Origin of the sequence: Flavonifractor sp. DFI.6.63 (assembly GCF_024462255.1) — a bacterium.
GTDB classification, from domain to species: domain Bacteria; phylum Bacillota; class Clostridia; order Oscillospirales; family Oscillospiraceae; genus Lawsonibacter_A; species Lawsonibacter_A hominis.
This window is the reverse complement of sequence record NZ_JANGBE010000021.1, coordinates 16,349-34,482: the sequence shown is the minus strand read 5'-3', so window position 1 is coordinate 34,482 and position 18,134 is coordinate 16,349. Positions and strand designations below refer to the sequence as shown.

27 protein-coding genes are annotated in these 18,134 nt (G+C 55.9%); all 27 read right to left on the bottom strand.

Annotated features, from left to right (window positions below):
• Nucleotides 1–147: 147 nt before the first annotated feature.
• Nucleotides 148–558 carry a phage tail assembly protein gene (locus tag NE547_RS11600; RefSeq protein WP_256176005.1) on the bottom strand — a complete coding sequence of 137 codons (411 nt, stop codon included), beginning with the start codon at nucleotides 556–558 and terminating at the stop codon, nucleotides 148–150.
• An 84-nt stretch (nucleotides 559–642) separates the two neighbouring features.
• Nucleotides 643–1,161, bottom strand: a complete 519-nt coding sequence (locus tag NE547_RS11595) for a phage major tail tube protein (RefSeq protein ID WP_148337728.1) — start codon at nucleotides 1,159–1,161, stop codon at nucleotides 643–645.
• Nucleotides 1,162–1,176: 15 nt separating this feature from the next.
• A complete protein-coding gene (locus NE547_RS11590) occupies nucleotides 1,177–2,607 on the bottom strand; it encodes a phage tail protein (protein WP_172697897.1) in 1,431 nt (476 codons plus the stop codon).
• 3 nt (nucleotides 2,608–2,610) lie between these two features.
• The gene (locus NE547_RS11585) at nucleotides 2,611–3,159 is read right to left on the bottom strand and encodes a hypothetical protein (protein WP_148337732.1); all 549 of its coding nucleotides are present in this window, start codon (nucleotides 3,157–3,159) and stop codon (nucleotides 2,611–2,613) included.
• A complete protein-coding gene (locus tag NE547_RS11580) occupies nucleotides 3,150–3,641 on the bottom strand; it encodes a hypothetical protein (protein ID WP_148337734.1) in 492 nt (163 codons plus the stop codon). Before NE547_RS11580 ends, NE547_RS11585 begins: the two co-directional genes overlap by 10 nt.
• A 3-nt stretch (nucleotides 3,642–3,644) precedes the next feature.
• Nucleotides 3,645–4,211 carry a phage tail protein gene (locus NE547_RS11575; RefSeq protein ID WP_148337736.1) on the bottom strand — a complete coding sequence of 189 codons (567 nt, stop codon included), beginning with the start codon at nucleotides 4,209–4,211 and terminating at the stop codon, nucleotides 3,645–3,647.
• Nucleotides 4,208–4,543, bottom strand: coding sequence for a hypothetical protein (locus NE547_RS11570; RefSeq protein WP_148337738.1), 336 nt, complete (start codon nucleotides 4,541–4,543; stop codon nucleotides 4,208–4,210). Before NE547_RS11570 ends, NE547_RS11575 begins: the two co-directional genes overlap by 4 nt.
• 2 nt (nucleotides 4,544–4,545) lie before the next feature.
• A complete protein-coding gene (locus NE547_RS11565) occupies nucleotides 4,546–5,601 on the bottom strand; it encodes a major capsid protein (RefSeq protein WP_148337740.1) in 1,056 nt (351 codons plus the stop codon).
• Nucleotides 5,602–5,616: 15 nt separating this feature from the next.
• Nucleotides 5,617–6,000, bottom strand: a complete 384-nt coding sequence (locus NE547_RS11560; protein ID WP_148337742.1) for a hypothetical protein — start codon at nucleotides 5,998–6,000, stop codon at nucleotides 5,617–5,619.
• A 13-nt stretch (nucleotides 6,001–6,013) separates the two neighbouring features.
• Nucleotides 6,014–7,168 carry a head maturation protease, ClpP-related gene (locus tag NE547_RS11555; RefSeq protein ID WP_148337744.1) on the bottom strand — a complete coding sequence of 385 codons (1,155 nt, stop codon included), beginning with the start codon at nucleotides 7,166–7,168 and terminating at the stop codon, nucleotides 6,014–6,016.
• Nucleotides 7,116–8,672, bottom strand: coding sequence for a phage portal protein (locus NE547_RS11550; protein WP_370866847.1), 1,557 nt, complete (start codon nucleotides 8,670–8,672; stop codon nucleotides 7,116–7,118). The genes NE547_RS11555 and NE547_RS11550 overlap by 53 nt, the downstream gene beginning before the upstream one ends.
• 26 nt (nucleotides 8,673–8,698) lie before the next feature.
• On the bottom strand, nucleotides 8,699–8,935 hold the full coding sequence (locus NE547_RS11545) for a DUF6148 family protein (RefSeq protein WP_148337745.1): 237 nt from the start codon (nucleotides 8,933–8,935) through the stop codon (nucleotides 8,699–8,701).
• Nucleotides 8,936–10,762: a phage terminase large subunit family protein gene (locus NE547_RS11540; RefSeq protein WP_148337747.1), complete on the bottom strand. Its 1,827-nt coding sequence runs from the start codon at nucleotides 10,760–10,762 to the stop codon at nucleotides 8,936–8,938.
• Nucleotides 10,743–11,237 (bottom strand): hypothetical protein, encoded by a 495-nt coding sequence (locus NE547_RS11535; RefSeq protein WP_148337749.1) that lies wholly within the window; start codon nucleotides 11,235–11,237, stop codon nucleotides 10,743–10,745. The genes NE547_RS11540 and NE547_RS11535 overlap by 20 nt, the downstream gene beginning before the upstream one ends.
• A gap of 149 nt (nucleotides 11,238–11,386) precedes the next feature.
• Entirely contained in the window at nucleotides 11,387–12,319 is a 933-nt protein-coding gene (gene terS / locus NE547_RS11530) for a phage terminase small subunit (protein ID WP_256176004.1), read from the bottom strand.
• Nucleotides 12,320–12,516: 197 nt separating this feature from the next.
• Complete coding sequence (locus NE547_RS11525) at nucleotides 12,517–13,050, bottom strand: hypothetical protein (protein WP_256176003.1); 534 nt, start codon at nucleotides 13,048–13,050, stop codon at nucleotides 12,517–12,519.
• Nucleotides 13,013–13,351 carry a hypothetical protein gene (locus tag NE547_RS11520; RefSeq protein WP_256176002.1) on the bottom strand — a complete coding sequence of 113 codons (339 nt, stop codon included), beginning with the start codon at nucleotides 13,349–13,351 and terminating at the stop codon, nucleotides 13,013–13,015. Before NE547_RS11520 ends, NE547_RS11525 begins: the two co-directional genes overlap by 38 nt.
• Before the next feature lie 10 nt (nucleotides 13,352–13,361).
• Nucleotides 13,362–14,609: a ParB/RepB/Spo0J family partition protein gene (locus NE547_RS11515; protein WP_256176001.1), complete on the bottom strand. Its 1,248-nt coding sequence runs from the start codon at nucleotides 14,607–14,609 to the stop codon at nucleotides 13,362–13,364.
• A 49-nt stretch (nucleotides 14,610–14,658) separates the two neighbouring features.
• Complete coding sequence (locus NE547_RS11510) at nucleotides 14,659–15,429, bottom strand: ParA family protein (RefSeq protein ID WP_256176000.1); 771 nt, start codon at nucleotides 15,427–15,429, stop codon at nucleotides 14,659–14,661.
• Between the two features lie 43 nt (nucleotides 15,430–15,472).
• Nucleotides 15,473–15,712, bottom strand: coding sequence for a hypothetical protein (locus NE547_RS11505; protein ID WP_256175999.1), 240 nt, complete (start codon nucleotides 15,710–15,712; stop codon nucleotides 15,473–15,475).
• Nucleotides 15,713–15,747: 35 nt separating this feature from the next.
• Nucleotides 15,748–16,101 (bottom strand): hypothetical protein, encoded by a 354-nt coding sequence (locus tag NE547_RS11500; RefSeq protein WP_148337763.1) that lies wholly within the window; start codon nucleotides 16,099–16,101, stop codon nucleotides 15,748–15,750.
• Nucleotides 16,098–16,763: a hypothetical protein gene (locus tag NE547_RS11495; protein ID WP_148337765.1), complete on the bottom strand. Its 666-nt coding sequence runs from the start codon at nucleotides 16,761–16,763 to the stop codon at nucleotides 16,098–16,100. The genes NE547_RS11500 and NE547_RS11495 overlap by 4 nt, the downstream gene beginning before the upstream one ends.
• Nucleotides 16,760–16,963 (bottom strand): hypothetical protein, encoded by a 204-nt coding sequence (locus tag NE547_RS11490; RefSeq protein ID WP_148337767.1) that lies wholly within the window; start codon nucleotides 16,961–16,963, stop codon nucleotides 16,760–16,762. The genes NE547_RS11495 and NE547_RS11490 overlap by 4 nt, the downstream gene beginning before the upstream one ends.
• 10 nt (nucleotides 16,964–16,973) lie before the next feature.
• Nucleotides 16,974–17,444, bottom strand: a complete 471-nt coding sequence (locus NE547_RS11485; protein WP_148337769.1) for a hypothetical protein — start codon at nucleotides 17,442–17,444, stop codon at nucleotides 16,974–16,976.
• Between the two features lie 6 nt (nucleotides 17,445–17,450).
• On the bottom strand, nucleotides 17,451–17,726 hold the full coding sequence (locus NE547_RS11480) for a phage N-6-adenine-methyltransferase (RefSeq protein WP_256175998.1): 276 nt from the start codon (nucleotides 17,724–17,726) through the stop codon (nucleotides 17,451–17,453).
• Nucleotides 17,698–17,901, bottom strand: a complete 204-nt coding sequence (locus NE547_RS11475; RefSeq protein WP_256175997.1) for a DNA N-6-adenine-methyltransferase — start codon at nucleotides 17,899–17,901, stop codon at nucleotides 17,698–17,700. The genes NE547_RS11480 and NE547_RS11475 overlap by 29 nt, the downstream gene beginning before the upstream one ends.
• Nucleotides 17,898–18,134: a hypothetical protein gene (locus tag NE547_RS11470; RefSeq protein ID WP_148337771.1), complete on the bottom strand. Its 237-nt coding sequence runs from the start codon at nucleotides 18,132–18,134 to the stop codon at nucleotides 17,898–17,900. Before NE547_RS11470 ends, NE547_RS11475 begins: the two co-directional genes overlap by 4 nt.

Sequence of the window (18,134 nt, the reverse complement as noted above, 5' to 3'; positions counted from 1 at the left end):
GGTTCTTCTGCTCTGCTGTGGCGGCGTTGATGTCCTCAATCCATGCCGTGATCTCCGTCACGGTCATGTCAAGCCAGAATGGAACGGGCGTAAAGGTTGCCTGTGCCAGTTTGAAGCATTCCCGCCGCCACCAGCGGGCCGGGCTTCTTAAAAGCCCGTGTCGATTAAAAAACTTCTGGCCGCGTTGGTGATCTTGTTGAAATCTTTCAGGGGCATTGCTTCCAGCACGTCGCTTCCGATGCCCGCGGCCTTTGCCGCCATCTTCCCTTGAAAACTCCGGGAAATTTCCGGTGCAAGGGCGTATTCGTTGTTCATCTGCATTTCGGTTTCAATGGAAACCATGTCGCGCCCGGAAAGCCGCTCGAAATTGAACGTCAGTTCGGTGTAGGTCTTTCCCTCATACTCGAAAGGCTTCTTGAACACGTGCGTATAAACGCCCGTGTTGCCCTCTGCGGGCTTCTCTGCGGCTTCCTGTGCTGGTCCATGGGTGACGGCTTCCGCCGCGCCTGCGGGCCGCTCTGCGCCCTCTGTGGTGGTTTTTTTCTCGGTGTCGTTCATGGTCAATTCCTCCATTCAGATTTTCATAGGTTCAAATACAGAAAAAGGGCAAAGGAAAGCCCAGCGGGGAGGACCCCGCCGGGCTTATGCCTTGCCAAGTGCCTTTCTAACGTCGGCCAGATAGTCGGTTCCGTTGATGTAGTAAATGAAATTGATAATATCAATTTCGAGGACCTTTTTCCCGTCGATGTATGTTGCGAAATAGGTTGCCGCATACTCCCCGGACGCTTCCGCGGAGGCGGCGGGGGCCAGCTTTCCGGGCGCGAACTTCGTCGGCGTTACCATCAGCACGTGTTTTACCGCCTGTTGAATGAACTTGCCCGCGCTGTTGTCCCAATACTGTTGTGCCGCGCGCAAGTCAAGCTGGTGGTTGCGCGGCTCTGCCAGTTTGATTGCGTCGGCGGTCACAGAACGGAAATTCAGGGTCAGCGTCATTGCCTCGATATGCCCGACGAACGCGCCGTTGAACGCGCCCGCGATTCCCGCGCCCTTGACTTCCTCCGTGATCTGCGAGATTTCAGGAAGCGTAGCTTCCGCCATTCCGTAAAACTCCGTCGCGTCCTCATACACGGCAAAGTTGGTTGTGCCGTTGTCAACTTTCATGTTGTCTTTCCCTCCTTATGCCGCCAAAGCCGACGAAACATAGTCCGCGTCGTACTCCAATACGAATTCGCATTCTTTCATCGGGCTGGGCGGGGTCATGTAGATGTGGAAAACTGCCTTGCCAGCCATAAGCGCGGTTTCGCTGTTTTCCTCTTCCAGAAATTCCACGCGCCCGCCCAGCAGTTTTTCCTCGTTGACAAGGCCGTTCAGCCAGATATTGACGGAATTCACGATGCTGTCGATCAGGCGGCGCGTCATCTTCTTGTCCAGCTTGCTCCAATAGGACAGGACAAGCGAATTCGCAACCCATCCGAACATGCGCGACACGGGAATGAAGTAGTTCTTCACGTCCGTATCGGCGGGGAAGCAGGCGGTTTCATTGCCCCAAAGGACATACCCGCCGATGAAATTCAGCGCGGTTACAATGCCGTTGCTGTTCAGATAGTTTGCTTGATTCAGGTCGAGAAGAACGGTGGTCCCGTCGGCAAGGCACGCCCGGTCGATCTGCAAAGACTTGTTGGAGGGACTTTCCGCCGGGCAACCGCCGTTGTCCGAATCGGTCGCCGTCATCCGTGCCGCGGTGTGGACCGACGCGTGAAACACGTAATCGCCCAGCCCGAACAGGGGCCAGCAAAGGATTTCCGCCTTGTCGTTGATGTTCTGCGTTTTCTTCCACGCGGGCGCGTCTGCATAATGCGTGACTTCTGTTGTGTCAATGTCGATCAGGGCCTTTGCGCCGTGGAAAACGCCGTTGATGGTTTCCGCCTTTGCCCGCATTGCCGCCGCGACAGTTGACTTATGGGACCATCCCGGCGCAAGAATCATGTCGCACACAATTCCATATTTCGGGAAAACCTTGTCAATCAGTTCCAGCCCGGAATATTTCTTTGTGCTTACCTCAAAACCGCCGATAATATCTTTCTCCGCGATTTTGGAGGGGTCCACCGCGTCAAACGCAATGGTCAGTTCTCCCGTCCGCTCTGGGATGCTCCCGCCCTCGATCACTTCAAGAATCAGATTTTCGCCCTCGTAGAACAGGTCGAAATCCTCGCCTGCGGTATAGTCGGTGACTTTCACCGTGTCTTTCAGGGCTTCCAGCGGCAAAAGAACCTTTCCGTCCGTGACAGCGTAATTCTGCTCCGAAACGCTCTTCTTGTGCTTTGCGGGGTCCAGAATGTTCACGAATACGACGGGCGATACGCCGTACAGCTTGAACTGTGCGTAGATCGCTTCGCAAATCGGATAGTTTCCCCAGTTATCGCTGTACCCCATAGCGGCCACGGCCTCCGCGTAACTCTGGCACATGATCGGGTCGTTCACGCTTCCGCCGACGGTGTGCGCCGGGGCCGCGCCTACGACGAACGCAATCCCGGAATCTGCCGTAACAGGGGTCGAAACCGACGTGTCAACCTGCCGCGTCGAAACCCCGTGGAAATACTCTGCCATTTGTTATACCTCCTTGTTTCCCCGCATTGTCGAAACAATGTCGTTGTAATACTTGTGTGCAAGGTTTCCGGGCGTTTTCACCTTGACGTGAAACGCGGAAAGCCGCTCAACAGGGACGATCATCCGCGCTACAAGGGGATAGTCCGCGATCACGTCCGCAAGGTACGCTTTCACGTCCTCGAACGTCCCGTTGAACACGGCATTTTCTTTCAGTCTCCCGCGTGGGAGGGACGGCCCGGCATAGACGAACAGGTTGTACCCCTCCGGGGCTTCCTGCGCGTCCTCTGCGGGCGTTTCCTGCCCGGCGGTGTCCTCGGTCCCCTCTCTGTCCCCGGCCTGTCCTGCGCCGCTCTGTGCGGCCTGTTGGCCGTCTGCGGCGGTTTCCTCCGGGCTGGTGTTCAGTTCCGCCCCGTCGGGCGCGCGGCTGTTTGCGCCGTCCAGCGCGGCAAGAATCGCCGTTTTTGTCATACTGTCATCGGCCTGCACGCCGTTTGCGGTGGCGATTTCCAGCAATTCCGCTTTCGTCATGCTGGGTTTATAGTTCATTGCCATACTTTTTGAACCTCACTTTCTACAACTGGCATTTCCCATTCCGTCATCATTTCCCCCAAATAGTAGGGGGCTGTCGTTCCATCCGGGTACACAATCATTTCAAGGGGCGGTTTCAGCATGTACCGCTCTCCAATCACGCCGTCTTTCAACAGGGCAACCCGGATTCGGGTCAGCAGGTTCAGGACGCATGTTGCGCCCTCGCTTTCGTCCTCCGAATACGTCGCGGCGACGATGCGTACCGTACAAACACTTTCCGGTTCCTGTCCCGGCTCCTGTGTGTCTGTGCTTTTGATGTACTGCAACAGCAGATAGGGGACGCGCTCGGTCTGCGCCTTTTTGGTCGGCAACCGCATTTTGTAAATTTCCGCGGGCCGCTCTTTCGGCTCTCCGCTCCGGCGGTCTACGCGGACAGGTAAAAGCATGTCCTTTGTTTCGCGCCGCACGAACTCTTCCAGCACGTCCAAAAGGTCTAAAGGTGTCATGGCTTATCCTCCGTAACCGTTCAGAATCCGGGTGATTTCATGTTCAATCCGCTTGTTTATGACTTCCTGCGCCTTTTCCTCCACCTGCTCCACAACTACACTGTTCGCCGCCATCTGTGCGGCGGACGGCCCCATGAACTCGGTGATCGGAAGTCTGCCTGTCCCGTCCCGCTCGAACATGCCCGTATGACCGCTTTTCATTTTTGCGATAAATGCGTGTGCAAACGGGGTTCGCCCGCTCTCCGCCAGCACCGCCGCCGAAACGGTCGCGCGCTGGACAGGGAGGGTCGGGGAGACATTGAAGCGGTAAAGGGGGATTTTGTACCCGGCAAACGATACCATTCCCACAACCCCGCCGTCCACTTTCTGCGTCCTCACTTTGATTGTGGTATCTGCCCGGACATTCTGCCGGGTGATTGCGTAAACGCTCGTGATGCCCTTTAGGGCTTCTGATCTCACGGTGTTGTTGGCCCGGCGGATGACGCTTGCCATTGCCTTTTCCGCACCTTTTGGAACGCCGGAAAGAATCAGGTTCACCCGCTCGATCTGGTCGGCTGTAATCTGAATCATTCGGTCAACGCCTCCATGTAAAGCACGATTTCCCCGGCTTCCGGGTGAACCTTTGTGATTCGGTACAGGCAATCCCCGATTTCCACGTTCAGGTCCTTTTGCGGGATGGTTTTCAACAGGGACAGCGGAACATACATGACAAGATCGACAAGAATCAAACCGTCCACGTGGTCCGTGGACGGTTTCTTCCGGTCCTGCGCCCCGCCGTCGTCGATGATGACCGGGCCTTTGTAGCGGATTCCGTCAATCCAGAATTCCACAACGTCGGCGTGTTCCCGGCTGTTGTGGAATACGGCGGTCAAATCCCGCTCCACCTGATCTTTGAAATTCATGGTTAAAGTACCTGCGCCACGTACCAGCTATTGACCTCATGGGGGACGGTCAGCGGCTTGCTGTTGATTTGCAGGAAGCGGCGGTCCGGGCGGCGTTCAATCCATGTCTGCGGCACCTTGTCGCCCTCCACGGTGACAAATCCCTTGCCCTCTTCGGGAATCATAGTGATTGCGCCGTAGTAGATGGAGTAATCCGCCTCCGTATAAAGCAAAGCAATGTGCTTGTCCGGTACAATGGGCTTGTTTTCCGGTTCGCCCGGCTCCGTCCAGTCGTCCAGATACCATTCGTTGTACTGATAGAAGTCAAGCCCCAACTTGTGATACGTGCCGATGTAAGTTGCTCCGTTCGGAAGTTGCCGGGGCTTGATGACCGCAAGATCATAGGCTTTCACGTCCAGCACTTCTTTAACCTTTGCGTGGTTAATGAACGCTGTTGCAACATCTTTCGCCATGACGCAGACATTGCAGTTCACGAAACCTTCCCGCTGTACGATTTCGTGCCACCGCTCAATGTCTGCCAGCGGGTCGCTCTGCGCGTTGTCCCACTTCTTTTCGGCGGACACGATGGTTTCTTTGTTGGTGAAGTCAAAGTCGATGACCTCATTCACACCCTCGCCAACAATCGGAATCTGCCCCGTAAAGATCGCCGTCGCCGCCATCCACTCTTCCCGGCGCACGATCATTTCGTTCAGTTCCCGCAAATCCTCCGCCAGCTTTTCCACGGCGCGTTCCGCGGGCTTTCTGCCGCTGTAAGGGTCCTCGCCCGCGGCCCGCTCCAACAGGTCGTCAACGGTGGTGATCTTGTTCGGGGCCAGCAGAACGGGGGTGTAACTCTTCGTCTGATAGCCCGTGTTTAGGATGGTTTTCCCGCCCACTTTCGGATGAACAAAGGGCGCAAGGGCGCGGGACCCCTTTTTGAAGTCCACGTCAACGCTCTTCGTGTTGAACGTCCGGCGGTTCTTGAAAAAAGTATCGCGGAAGAACGTATGCACCGGGGGCATACGCCGAACCAGTTTCCCCAGCGTGCGGGGGGTATAGATGGTAGTTTCGATTCCCATTTCGTTTCCTCTCCTTTACTTCAAAAAGATTCCGATATTTCGGAATGCGGTTGTCAGGGTTTCCGCGGTCACACTGTCCGGGAGATTGATTGCGTCCGCGAAAAATTCGCCCGTCAGGTAAACAACGACATCTTCTCCGGCTCCCGCGTCGCCCGCCGCAATGCCGTAGATTCCCGCCGTGGTGTTCTCGTACTCCGTTTTCGCCGGAATTGTACTTCCGCTGTTCGCCTCGCTCGCCTCCACCTTGACGACGGGTTCCACCTTTCCGTCAACCAGCTTCACGGGGTCGTATTTCTTGACGCTCTTCCCGCTCGAAACCTCGCGGACCGCCGTTGCAACGGGATAATCGCCCGCAAAAAAGTTCACCGGGCTTGTCTGGTCTTTCTGAATCTCGTACATGCTTCTTTCCTCCTTACTTCACGTCGGGGAACAGCTTGTCAATGGCCGCGTCCACTTCATCGGGGCCGTCGCCGCCCGCTCCCTCTCGCTGTCCTCCGGTTCCAACGTCGCCCGCTCCGCTCGCGTGCGCGTCGTCGTCGCGGTCCTGAATGTACTTGCCGCCCTGCTTCTTCTGCTCCGCAAGAATCGCTTTCGCAACGTCTCCCGCGGCAATGGGGGTCTTGAACTTTGCGTCCGCCACGATGGTTTCATAGCCCGCAATCGCCACGTCCTCGATGTCCTGAATGCGCTTGCGCTCCGCGTCGGTTGCCGCTTCCTCGATCTGCTTTGTCAGGTCTGGGAAAGCCGCTTTCAGGTCGGCCACGGTCTTAATGTCTTTGATTCCGTCCATGTTCTCTTCGCTCCTTTTCGGTTCATTTATGGTTGGTTTATTTGAAAAACCGCCGTGCGCGCGAGCCGTCGTGCGGTTTAACAACGAAATCGGCATATTCGGATAACGGTTCAGGTCCAGCGAAACGCTGTTGACAACGATTTTCGCGGCGTTTTCAATGGTAGTTTCCGCGTCCTCAAACATCAGCTTGTCGCAAAAGCCAGCGTCAACCGCCTGTTTCCCGTCAAACCAGCTTTCCGCCGCCATAATCGCGGCAACCTCCGCCGCGTCTTTTCCGGTTTTCAGAACATAAGCGTTCACAATAGACTGTTTGACCACTTTTAATTCCTCGGTCATCTTTGCAAGGTCCGCTTCGTTGAAGTAGCCCAGCAAGCCCAAGGACGGGTCATGCACCATGAAAACGCCGTTCCCCGGAATCTCGATCACGTCGCCTGCCATTGCAACGATCGTCGCGGCGGACGCGGCCCATCCGTCGATTTTTACGGTGATCTTTGCCGCGTTATCCTTTAGGCGGGTGTAAATCGCATTCGCGGCGAACACGTCTCCGCCGCCGCTGTTGATTCGGACAACGATTTCGGGGACCGCCCCCAGCGCGTCCAATTCCTCCGTAAACTGCCGCGGGGTCACTTCGTCGCCCCACCACGTTTCGGAAGCAATATCGCCATATAAAATCAGTTCCGGGGCGGCGTTATCTCCCGCCGCGGCCCGGAACGTCCAGAAATGCTTATTTTTTACCTGTTTGTGCTGGGCCTGCGCCCGGCTCTGTTCCTGTGCCATCTGCTTTCGCCTCCCTTAACATTTTTTCTTCCCGTTTGATCTGCGCGGCGTTCCGGTAGAAATCGGACCCGTTCATTTCCATTGCTTCCCGGTCGCGGGTGGAAAATCCGTTCTGTACCCGTTTTTCCGCCGCAGTCACTTCCTGCACGGGGTTCAAAAGCCCCTGCGCCGGACCGTTCCATTCCGCGCCTGTGTATGCCTTGCGAATGATAGGGTCGCCAAAAAATCCGGGCGCGGGGATTCGTCCCTTTGCCACGGCCTCCGCAAACCATTCTTCATAAATCGGTTGGCAGAAGTCATTTGCAAGCCATGTCCGGTACATTCGGAACATTTTCCACGCTTCCAGCAACGCCCCGCGGGACGCGCTGTAAGACGCGTTGAAGTTCTTTACCAATAGTTCATAGGGGATTTCGAGGGCCGCGCCGATCTGCCTGCAAATCGCAACCACGAACCCGTCAAACGCCGTGTTCGGCCTGCCGGGGTTCATGTCGTGCGCCTTTTCTCCCTCGTTCAAGTCCACGATTGCGCCGGGCGCAAGTTCAATCGTGCTGTCGTCGCCCGCGTCCACCTGCGCTTCCTCCGGGATGATCTCGCCAAAGGTTCCGTCACTGGACGCGGATTCCTTTTCGATGAACACTGTGAACATGCCGGAAACCACGGCGGCGACAAGTTCCGCGTCGGTATATCGGCCCAACTGCTTCAACGCTTCAATGACAGGGGCTAAAAATGGCACGCCGCGCCTTTGCCCGATGCGCTCCCGGTTCATAATGTGAAGCACGTTCCGCCGCCCTGTTTTTGCGCCCCATGCTTCAACGCGCGTCCACCCGTATTCGCTCGCGTCGTAAGACAACGGATGATGCTTGCTGATATGGTACGCGATTACCTCGCCCGCGTCGTTGGTTTCCACGCCTCCGACGAAATGCGGGTCAACCGTCCCGTTCGGGTTGCTCAATCGGTCCGCCTCAATCAGACAGATTCGCAGGTCATACGGGCAGTTCACCCGCTTTGTCACTGGCAACGTGGCGATCACGTCGCCGCTCATAAGCCAGTTCAGAAAAGCCAGTTGTTGCAGTTCATAGAAATTGTCCAGCCGTTCAAGGTCGCAGGCCGGGGAATCCGCCCACAAGGAAAATTCCCGCTCGATCTTGCGTTCAAGGTCGCGGGCTGTTTCTTCATCCATTCCCAACGCCTCATAGTCAATTTGACTTTTCAGCCGCAACCCCGCGCCGACAACATTTGTCCGGCACGTTTTCAGCGCGCCCGTTGCCAGCGGTACGCCCATGTAAAGATCGCGGCACCGTTGCCGGAGGACGGAAAGGTTCTCTTGTATATCCTCTTTTGCGGACCCGCCGCCATACAACCAGCCCAGCATTGATTTTTTTGTCTGTGACGCGCCGTAGTTGCTGTACCCGCTGTCCAGTATTTCCAGCTTCCGGCGGGCGGCGGCGCGCTTCACGGCCCGTTGCGGCGATACTGCGGCAATCATTCGGTCAAGCGTGTTCAACCCGCTTCGCCTCCTTTGTCATGGTCTTAAAGGTCCCGCGGGACCACACGGAAAACGCGGTTTCGCCCGCCGCGCTTTTCGACGTTTTCCAGCCGTGCAACCTCGTTTTTCCAAAATTCGATTTGTTGCCGGATGTCCGCAAGGTCTGCTTTTGTCAGGCTCCGCGAACCGATGGTATAACTTTGGTGTGTCGTAACCTCCAATTCCGCTTCCAGCCATGCGGAAAGGTGCTTTCTTGCGATTTCAAGGCTGATTCCCGCCATTTACAAAATACCTCCGTTGGTTCTTGATCGTCTGCCCCGCCGCTTCTGCGCGGGGGCGGCTGTGGCCGCGTCCCGCTCCGTCCGTTTCAAAATCGGATTCGCGATTTCCAAAGCGACGGTCGCATAGTTCCGAATATCAAGCGGTTCATTCCGCTTGTACCCGCCGTCTTTCAGTGTCCAGACGTATTGCGCTTTTCCGCGCTTATAGGTGATCACCATTTTTTCGGCGGTCAGTCCGCGGAAATACTCTTGCGTGTACCCCCGGTCCTTTTCCCGCGGAAAATGGCAATAATTCGGCCCCTCTTCCTGCACCGCCAGCCGTTGATATAAAAGGGCTTTGCCCGTGTCAACTCCGACAGTGAAAAGAGGGGCCTTGATATTGTTTGCTGTTGACGGCCTGTTGAAGTACGGCACTTCCGCGCCACCTTTTCCCTTGATTGCGAACACGCGCCGGGCCGTCCGCTCTTTGCAGAATCGGTAAACCTGTGTCGTGAAGTGTCCGCCGGAATCCACGCAGGCGCAAATAATTTTCAGCCGCCGCCCGTCTGCGGTGGTGAACGTCTGCGAAAGAAATTTGTCCAATTCGTCCCATACGGGCTTCAACTTCAAGTCGCCGTAGATCACCTGATACTTGATTCCCCAGCTTTCCTTGTCCACGCCCCAGCCGACAACCTCCACTTCAAAGCGGTCGTCCTGCACGTCTACGCCCGCAGTCAGCACCAGCACTTCTTCCGGGACCTCGCAATTATAGCGTTCGCGGCGTTTGAAGAGGTCGTCCGTTTCGATTTGTTCGCCCTCTTCCTCCCACGTTTCGCCCATTTCGGTATTTGTCCAAACTTTTAGAAGTTCGATGTTGCCTTTTTTCTTCTCTTCGTTTGCAGTCAGGAATTTTTCAACGATTTCCCGCCATTCCACAAAGAGGGAAGCGAGGGCGTTCAAATGGAATCCGCGCACTTTTCGTTCCGGGTGTGCCGCGACGAATTTACCCTTTCCGAACTGCTCTTTCCACTCCGTTTCGCTGGAAACCACGCCGCACGCCGGGCAAGCGCACCCGATTTCGTCCAGCTTGTCCCGGTCAAAAATGATATTCGCCCACAAAAGCGGCGTGTATGCCCCGCACGCCGGACAAGGTACGTTCCATTCCTCTTGCGTGCTGTGTTCAAATTCAACGGCAATTCTGGACGTTTCCTTGTTGGTCGGTGTACTCACGCACACTTCTTTCTTGTTCCAAAAGGTCGCAAGCCGTTTCCCTGCCAGCAACAGGGGGTCGCCCTCATTGCCAGCCGTGGCCGGGTATCGGTCGATTTCGTCCGCAAGCAGAATCCGAATCGGGCGGGAGGCGAGGGAGGACGGCGAATTTGCGCCAACCATCGTCACATGACCGCCTGGGAAAATTTTCTGCAAGATCGTGTTTCCGCTGTTCCGGCTCTTGTCGTTCACCTTGTCCCGTAAAACGGGGGTGTCCCGCAACATCGGGGAAAGTCGGTCTTTTGAGAATGTTTCCGCCATTTGAATGGTCGGTTGCATGACCATGATCGGGGACGGGTCGTAGTGCATATAGTAGCCGATCGGGTTCAGAATCAGCGCGTCCGTTTTCCCGATCTGCGCCGCCGACATGATGACTACTTTTTGAATCCGCATGTCGCAAACTGCGTCCATAATCTCCCGCTGGTATGGGGCCTTTGATGTGCGCCATTGGCCCGGCTCCGCCGACGATTCGGAGGACAAGCGGCGGTATTTATCCGCCCATTGCGATATGGTCATATTCGGGGGAGGGGCCAGCACCGCAAAAATCCGGGTGAACAGGTCAACCGTCGCTTTTTTCATTGCTGTTCCCCCTTTCCCCGAACGTAGTTTTGAAATCGGAAAGTTCCATCAATGCTTCGTCGATATGATCTTTCAGCAGGGCGAATATCTCTGCCTTGTCCGTTTTCTTGCAAAGGACCGGGGCCAGCTTTGACGGAATCGCCATCAGGCGGGATTTGAAGTTTACCAGCATATCCGTCATAACGGCTTCGATGTCCGCCGCGGCGTGAAGCGTGTTTTCTTTCAACTGCAATTCGTATTCTTCATTCTTCCGCTTTGCCCGAACCAGCTTCGCCCGCTCGGTGTTGTAGTCTATCGTCTCTTCGCTCTCCGGATTCCTCTTTCGGAGATAATTTATATAGCGGTGGTTCGTGTCGATCAGGTCGTACAAGCCGGGGCGAACTTCCGCGATCACCTTTTCGTCGCGCAACTGCCGCACCCGTCGTTCCGACACGTCGAGGAATCGGGCAACCGCTTTCGCGTCGTAAAGTTTCACCGTTTTTCCACCCCTCCCGCGCTTTTTTTGGCATACCCCCTTAAAAAATTTTCCCGGCCCCGGAAGCGTTCAAAAAAATTTCGTATCTAAAAAAACGCCGGGGCTCGCCGGACCCGCAGGCGGGAATTTCCGCCAGAAGGACCCGCGGTTTAGATTTCCAATTCGTCCGGCTCTTCCGCTTCGTCGTTGATCTCTCCCGTGTCAGGGTCGATGTCATAAGCCCCCGAAAGTTTCTGCTTTGCAAGATTATATTTCCGCTCTTCGAGGCGAACCCGGCGGCTCTCCATCTCATAGCCCTTGATCGAATCCAATAGTTTAATGATTCGCCCGTGTATCTTGTTTAGTTCAGCTTCCAGTTTCATAACACGGTCGAACACGCTTGCTTTTATAACGGTCTGCATTGTCACGTTGTAGCCCTCGCGTTCAAGTTCGCGTTCCTTGTCGCCCGTGGTGTCCTGCAAGGCGGCAATCTCACGTTGCAGGCGTTCCAGCTTCTTTTCCTGCTGTCTGGTTGGCTTCTTTCCCTCTGTCCCGTCCATATCCCAAAGCATGGTATCTTCTTCCCGTTGCAGGGCTTCCAGCTTCTCCCGCTGTTGCTCTAACCGCGCTGTTCCTTTTGGGGTGCGCATTTCAACAACACGGTCAATATACAGCGCGTCCGGGTCGCCCTTTTCAAGCGCCGTGATTTTATTTTGCAGGTCGGCTTCTTTTGCAATAAGCAACTGCAATTCTGCAAGCATATTTGTTTCAGTGTCCAGCGTGATTCCCTCGATATATTCCCGCTGTTTAGGCGGGAGATCGCAAAGCCGAACCGTCGAATATGCCCCGTGTGTTTCAGCATTCTTGTTCCCGACAGGCGCGCCAGCGCCCGCGGCGTTCTTGTTCCCCGGCTGGCCCCCTCGCTTCCTTTTCGGCTTCTGCGCTTCAAGGGCCGCTTGCCAACCATCAAGGCTTTTCCATTTCCGCACCTGTTCGGGCTTCGCGCCCACTTTTTCGGCAATCTGCCGGGCGGTCATGGTCCCGCCGGATTCAAGCCATACCCGGCGCGCTTCGTCCCGCTCCGGGCTTCTTTCGCGTGCCATGCGCCGCGGCCTCCTTCGTTTGTTTTTCATTTTTCGCTTCCCGGCTCCCCACGGAAGCGCGTAAAAAACGGGCCATGTTCAAAACATGGTCCGTTTTCCTTCGTCCGGGCGGTTTGCCGCCGCACCCCGCCCGAATCGTTGTGTTCATTTTCCACAATACCAATTTTACCACGAAAAACGGGCAATGGGTGGCAATCTTATTTTTCCGGGAAGCGGTAACGTGAAATAGTCTTATTCACCGCAAAACGCTTCGCCAGACGGTCCAGCGCAACGGCCCGAATGCTCCGACATTGCCGCGGGCTATAATTGACACGCGCTGACAGGCGTTCCCAGTGTTCGCCGTTTATGTAGAACCCCAAAACCAGCGCCTTTTCCGTATAGTTCAGGCACTTCAATTCTTCTGCGATCTCCGCTTTCACGCGTTCGGTTTCCTCATTTTCCCGGCGTAGTCGGTCAATGGTCCTTGTAACCGAACCGGGTATATTCAGCACAACGCGTTCAACCTGGTTTGAAGTCGTCCCTTTTCCGTGCGGCATACCGTCGGAATTGACAGCGCCCAGCGTGGAATAATACTGATCTTCGAGGTTCTTTATAACCCGCTCGTTCATTTTGATTGCTTTGTCTGCGTCCCGGTAATAATGCAGAATCACAATAACTTTTTCCCTGTTCACGTTCGCTTCCTCCGCTTTGCTGTCAGGGCGGCTTGTATATTCGTCGGTAAATGCGTTCATTTTCCACCCTCCGAATTTCCGCCCGGTATTTCTGTTCGATAACCCTTGCCCGCGCCCGGTTCTGCTTCTTCCGCCGGGCGCGCGGCTCTTCCACGATGCCAAGCACGCCGCTTTCTTCTATCTGCTCCCACGTGTCGGAAAGAATGTTGAACGCTTCCGCAACTACGCCGAACGCCATTGCAAACACTTCCGCGGCCTGCCGCAAGGTTTCCGCCAGCTTTTCCGTTTTTATCCCCGCGGCCCTTAAAACCCGCGCGGCGGCGTTTGCCTGCTCCGTGGTGATCTCGTATTCAAGTTCCATCGGCGCGCCCTCATTCTTCGTCCGGGTAGCATATGTATTCCACCGAACACAAGATTTTCAGCGTCTTTCCACAATGGGGGCAACGCACAGGGCCGACGGCCTGTGTGCCGAATGTGTTGTAACGGGTGGCCTGTCCCGCGTCGAAAGATTCCCCGCAGAAAGGGCAAATTCCACGCCCAACGCACCGCGTTTCTTTCGGCGCTTGTCTTTCCGTCTCTGCTGGCCTACGCGCGGCCTCTGTCGGTTCTTCCTGTTCCTCCGGGTTATCTTCCCCGGCGGGCGTGCTCGGCGTGTCCTGCGCCCTCTGCTGGCCGTCTCCGGGCATTTCTGCTTCCGTCTGGTTGTCCCATTCAATTTCCGGCGGCTTCACCGTGGACGGTATGCAATGCGCCGGGGGCGGTGGTGTCTGCTCTCGCTTCCGGACGGGTTCGGCGGGCGGGGTGTTTTTCTCTCCGTCCTGCGGCGGGGGAGGGGGCGGGGCCGCTTGCGGCTTCCGCTCTCTTGCGGCCTTTATAGAGATTTCCCCGGTTCTCTGGTAGTCATCGAATGCGGCACGCTGTTCTTCTTCCGGCAATCCTGCCAGTTCATAGGCGGTCGAAAGGTTTATGCGGTCCTCTTTCAATTCCTCTTTGAACTCCGGGGACAAGTGGCGAATGATGGTGTCATATCTTCCGATCTGCGCCGGGCTTGTGTGAAGCACTTTTGCGATAAAATCGCGGGTCCCGTCTGCCTGAACCCTGCTGTCTCCGAACACGGTTGCGACAATCCTTTGCAGGACGGCCACGAACCGCGGGCGGGTCTTTGCCTTTTCCAGCACGTCCCGCAAGTAGCGCACTTCCTCGATCTTGTCCCACGCCGTTTTCTCCCGCTGGGAGTTGGTGACAATCAGGTTCAGGCCGTCCCGGATTTCCTGATCTTCCGCCGCTTCTTCGTTTGGCTCCACGGAACAGGTGACGAATTCATATTGCGGCTTTCCATCTTCCACAAGGGACAGCGACGCGAGGCGGCGGCGGTGTCCTGCAATGACTTTGTATTTCCCGTTTTCGAGCGGGACGACGGTTAGGTTTTGCAGGACCTTCCCGGCGATCTCGATTGCCGCTTTCAGTTCTTCAATCTCCCGCATGGAATAGAAGTTATCTTCTGACGGCACAAGGTCAAAGACGCTGATTTTCTTAATCTCGCTTTCAGCAGGGCGGGGCGTGGTGTTTCCGCCGCCCTCCGCCGCCTGCCGTGAAGCGTCGTTCAAAATCTGGTTCAAATTAAATCTTCCCATAATGTGCGCCCCTTTCTGTCCGAATCGGACGGTTTTATTCCTTCCCGCGGTTCAGGTATTCCCTCACGAATGCGATATAGTCCATAGCTGTTCCGCTCCGGCGGCTATATTCTGCAATCGGCATTTCCGAAAAGGTGCTTTCGGTGACTTTCTCTGAATACCGAATGCGGGTGTCAAATACGGGGTATTCCGGGCGGCTCCGCAACCACGCTTCGCCCTGCTTCTCTGCGTCTGCCCTGATAAAGCAGGTAATCAGGCACCCGGCCAGCCGCAAACGCGGGTTCAGGTCGTCCCGCGTGTCCTCGATCTGCTCTTTCAGTTCTGCCAGCCCGTCGAAAGCGTACTTGTCAATTTTGATCGGAATAATCACGTCGTCAGAGGCGACAAGGGCGTTTATTGTGGAAATGTTGATGTCAGGTGCATTGTCGATAATGCAGAAGTCATATTGCCCCGCTACGGGGTCCAGCGCGGCCCGCAGGCGCGTTTGCTGGGGCCGGGTGGTGTCCATCATAACTTCCATGTTGGCGCGAATCAGCGTCATGTTAGCGGGCAATACGTCGATATTCTCGAACCGGGTCTTTTTGATGACCTCCCGAACGTCCATCCGCCGGGCGGTCAGAACGTCGGAAAGGCTCTTTTCATCGTAGGAATGGACCCCGAATGCCTTTGACGTGTTGCCCTGCTTGTCGTTATCCACAAGTAAAACCCGCTTTTTGTGGAAAACCGCGAGGACGTGGGCCATGTTGTCGGCGGTCAGCGTCTTTGCCACGCCGCCTTTTAGGTTGATGATTGATATAGTTTTCACCGTTCAAACCTCCTTGCTGAATTTGCCCCGCTCCGGCGGGCGATTATTTCCGTTTCTTCTTCCGCGGCGGCGCTTCCAGCCGCACCAGTGGGCCGCGCCCGTCCGGTTCATACAGGAATACGGCTTCCCCGGTCTGCGCGCTGTACTGGCACACAATGTCGGTGATCGTGCGGACCGCCGCCGGGAATTTGAACGCCAGTTCCGGCGGGTGTATTTCCCGCCCCGTCACGATCTTGTCGCCTATCTCATAGGGGCAAGAGGCGGAAATTTTTATGGTTGTCATGTTGTCGCCTACTTTCTGTTCTGTCCGGCGCGGCGTTACTCGAACCGTCGCTTGATGAAGTCCACGAATTCCGGCGGAAGTGGGCCGCTTTCATCCCCTGCAATCAGCATTACGCCTCCGCTTTGTGTCGCGGCTTCCCGTTGTTCCGGGCGCGGGGTCGCGGCAATATGGACCAGCTTTCCGCTGTTGTCCAGTTCATACAGGAATGTAACGGTCCCGTTCTTCACGCTATGTACGCACACAATGTCGGTGATCGTGTGGACCTCTTCGACAACCGCCGCCGGGTCAAGTCTGAACGTCTCCGCCTCTCCCGGCTTCACTCTCCGGCGGCTCTTGATTTTGTCCCCGATCTCAAAAGGGCACGTTGCGTTGAATGCCGCAAGTTTCATTGTTCTGCCTCCGTTTCTCCGGGGAAATTGATGATTTCCCCGGTGCTTTCGTCTACGTTGATTCGGTACTGTGTTTTGTCTATGGCTTCCGTCGCGGGTCGGTCTATCTTCTTTTCCGCCAGCGCGCGGCTACATTGCCGGGCCAGCGCGGAAAGGTGGTAGACGAACTTTTCATTGATGACGTTATACGGCATGATGACCGCCGCGACGAAAAGCCCGGTCTTTGCGACAATGTACGTCATTCCCTGCGGGGTTTCCCGCTCGTACAACTGCACCATGTCAATTACATCTTCCAGCGGCGATAAATACTTGTTCTGAATGAACGAAATCCCGTTCCGCGTTTGCAACGGCTTCAACACGCCGCCGTCGTACACCAGTGAAAGGCTCTCTTCGTCAATCCGGTGTTCCGTCGGGTCCGTGTCGGAAATGTTGATTCCCTCCGGCGCGTGCTGGTGGCGGAATATGATCTTCTCTTGCTGTTTGGCCGAAATGTCGAACATGGAATAGATATTTTCTTCATCCATGTATGGAAGTCCTGTGATCGGGTAAATTGCGGATGAATCCCCAAGCCATTGTGAAACCTCTCCGCCGGATTCCTCCCGGTCATACAGACAGAAGATTTTCGTTTTACTGCAAAGGGAAGCGACTTTCTTCAACTTCATACGGGTTCACCGCCTTTCTTTTCGAGGTATTCCCGCATGACACGGACAGCCACGCGGCACGCCTCTTCCGTGGCCGCAAGCACCGCTTTCGAACCTCTGAACCCTCCGAAATACCGATAACCAAACAGGGCGGCGCGGCTTGTCTCCGGGTCAAGAATCGCTATGGCCTCTTCGATGGTCATTTTCTGTTGTTCACCCATTCCGGCTTCCTCACTTTCTGCGCCGCTTCCTGCGCTTCTTTTTGGGTGTCCGGGGCGGTGGTGTGGCCGTCTGCGGCTCCGGCACGATCTCTTCGCAAAGAACTTCGATTTCCTCCACGTCCTCTGGCTGAAAACATAGTGTCGCGCCGGGGTCGTAGGTCCCCGCGGCCCAATCCGCCTTGAACTGTTCAAGGGCGTTTTTGTATCGGGGGAACGGGTGGACCTGCTCGGAATGATAAATTGCCATCATCATTCGTTCGTCGTCCTCCGGGTTCCAGTTATGCAGGTGATAGGCTTCGTGGTTGTCGTAGTCCCAAAGGGACAGCAGGACCACCAGCCCGTCAAACTCTTCATTCGCCCGCTGAATGCTCTCGAAATCCCGGTATGTCATGCCCTGTCCGGCGTACCTCTCCCGGATTTTCTGAATGGTCTTGCCGCCCGTATGGAGGCGGCACCGAATGACTTTCGGTTGATAGGTCATGTATTTTCACCGTCGCTTTCCGTTGTAGATGACCACCATCGACGGGAACGGGGCGGGGGCGTATGCGTTGCCCTCTTCATCGGTGAAGCGTAGCCGCCCGCGCACAAACCGGATTTCCGCTTTCCCGTATATGTAGTCGTGAAAATATGCTGTGTCTGTTCTGGCAGGAATCAGAAGAACAACCGTTTTCCCGCTCCGGGCTTCTTCATAGGCTTTGCGAACCCATTTCCCGGTTTCCCGTCCGTATGGAGGGTTACACCAAACAGCACCCCCCCCCCGCAAGATTCCAAGGACTATTCAAACCATCGGTTTCCGGCGTGTAGTACGCCGGGCATTTTGCACTTTTGGCCGTCGCCGCCGCGTCGAGTACAAACCCGAATTCATCATTCAGGCGGTCGAAAAAGTCCGGCGGCGTGCAATAGTCCATTTTCTTACTGCTCAATAATGCCGCGTTCATTCCGCGTCCTCCGTGTCCCGCCCCTTTGCGGCTTTTACCGCCGCCGGAATATCCCCGCGGCCTGCGCCCTCAACCTCCACGCGCACAACGTCGCCCGTTCGATATACCGCAATTTTCCGGGCCGGGCGAATGGCCTTGACGATCTCCGCAACGGCTCCACCCGCCGCGGCTACCAGAACCACAAACCCCAGCCAAACCCAAAAAGACGAAAAGATAAATCGCAAAAACTCCAT

Bases quoted from the DNA above. Each gene is read 5' to 3' on its own strand.
- NE547_RS11600 (WP_256176005.1), bottom strand. From the start codon at position 558: ATGAACGACACCGAGAAAAAAACCACCACAGAGGGCGCAGAGCGGCCC.
- NE547_RS11595 (WP_148337728.1), bottom strand. From the start codon at position 1,161: ATGAAAGTTGACAACGGCACAACCAACTTTGCCGTGTATGAGGACGCG.
- NE547_RS11590 (WP_172697897.1), bottom strand. From the start codon at position 2,607: ATGGCAGAGTATTTCCACGGGGTTTCGACGCGGCAGGTTGACACGTCG.
- NE547_RS11585 (WP_148337732.1), bottom strand. From the start codon at position 3,159: ATGGCAATGAACTATAAACCCAGCATGACGAAAGCGGAATTGCTGGAA.
- NE547_RS11580 (WP_148337734.1), bottom strand. From the start codon at position 3,641: ATGACACCTTTAGACCTTTTGGACGTGCTGGAAGAGTTCGTGCGGCGC.
- NE547_RS11575 (WP_148337736.1), bottom strand. From the start codon at position 4,211: ATGATTCAGATTACAGCCGACCAGATCGAGCGGGTGAACCTGATTCTT.
- NE547_RS11570 (WP_148337738.1), bottom strand. From the start codon at position 4,543: ATGAATTTCAAAGATCAGGTGGAGCGGGATTTGACCGCCGTATTCCAC.
- NE547_RS11565 (WP_148337740.1), bottom strand. From the start codon at position 5,601: ATGGGAATCGAAACTACCATCTATACCCCCCGCACGCTGGGGAAACTG.
- NE547_RS11560 (WP_148337742.1), bottom strand. From the start codon at position 6,000: ATGTACGAGATTCAGAAAGACCAGACAAGCCCGGTGAACTTTTTTGCG.
- NE547_RS11555 (WP_148337744.1), bottom strand. From the start codon at position 7,168: ATGGCACAGGAACAGAGCCGGGCGCAGGCCCAGCACAAACAGGTAAAA.
- NE547_RS11545 (WP_148337745.1), bottom strand. From the start codon at position 8,935: ATGGCGGGAATCAGCCTTGAAATCGCAAGAAAGCACCTTTCCGCATGG.
- NE547_RS11540 (WP_148337747.1), bottom strand. From the start codon at position 10,762: ATGAAAAAAGCGACGGTTGACCTGTTCACCCGGATTTTTGCGGTGCTG.
- terS (WP_256176004.1), bottom strand. From the start codon at position 12,319: ATGGCACGCGAAAGAAGCCCGGAGCGGGACGAAGCGCGCCGGGTATGG.
- NE547_RS11525 (WP_256176003.1), bottom strand. From the start codon at position 13,050: ATGAACGCATTTACCGACGAATATACAAGCCGCCCTGACAGCAAAGCG.
- NE547_RS11520 (WP_256176002.1), bottom strand. From the start codon at position 13,351: ATGGAACTTGAATACGAGATCACCACGGAGCAGGCAAACGCCGCCGCG.
- NE547_RS11505 (WP_256175999.1), bottom strand. From the start codon at position 15,712: ATGACAACCATAAAAATTTCCGCCTCTTGCCCCTATGAGATAGGCGAC.
- NE547_RS11500 (WP_148337763.1), bottom strand. From the start codon at position 16,101: ATGAAACTTGCGGCATTCAACGCAACGTGCCCTTTTGAGATCGGGGAC.
- NE547_RS11495 (WP_148337765.1), bottom strand. From the start codon at position 16,763: ATGAAGTTGAAGAAAGTCGCTTCCCTTTGCAGTAAAACGAAAATCTTC.
- NE547_RS11490 (WP_148337767.1), bottom strand. From the start codon at position 16,963: ATGGGTGAACAACAGAAAATGACCATCGAAGAGGCCATAGCGATTCTT.
- NE547_RS11485 (WP_148337769.1), bottom strand. From the start codon at position 17,444: ATGACCTATCAACCGAAAGTCATTCGGTGCCGCCTCCATACGGGCGGC.
- NE547_RS11475 (WP_256175997.1), bottom strand. From the start codon at position 17,901: ATGAACGCGGCATTATTGAGCAGTAAGAAAATGGACTATTGCACGCCG.
- NE547_RS11470 (WP_148337771.1), bottom strand. From the start codon at position 18,134: ATGGAGTTTTTGCGATTTATCTTTTCGTCTTTTTGGGTTTGGCTGGGG.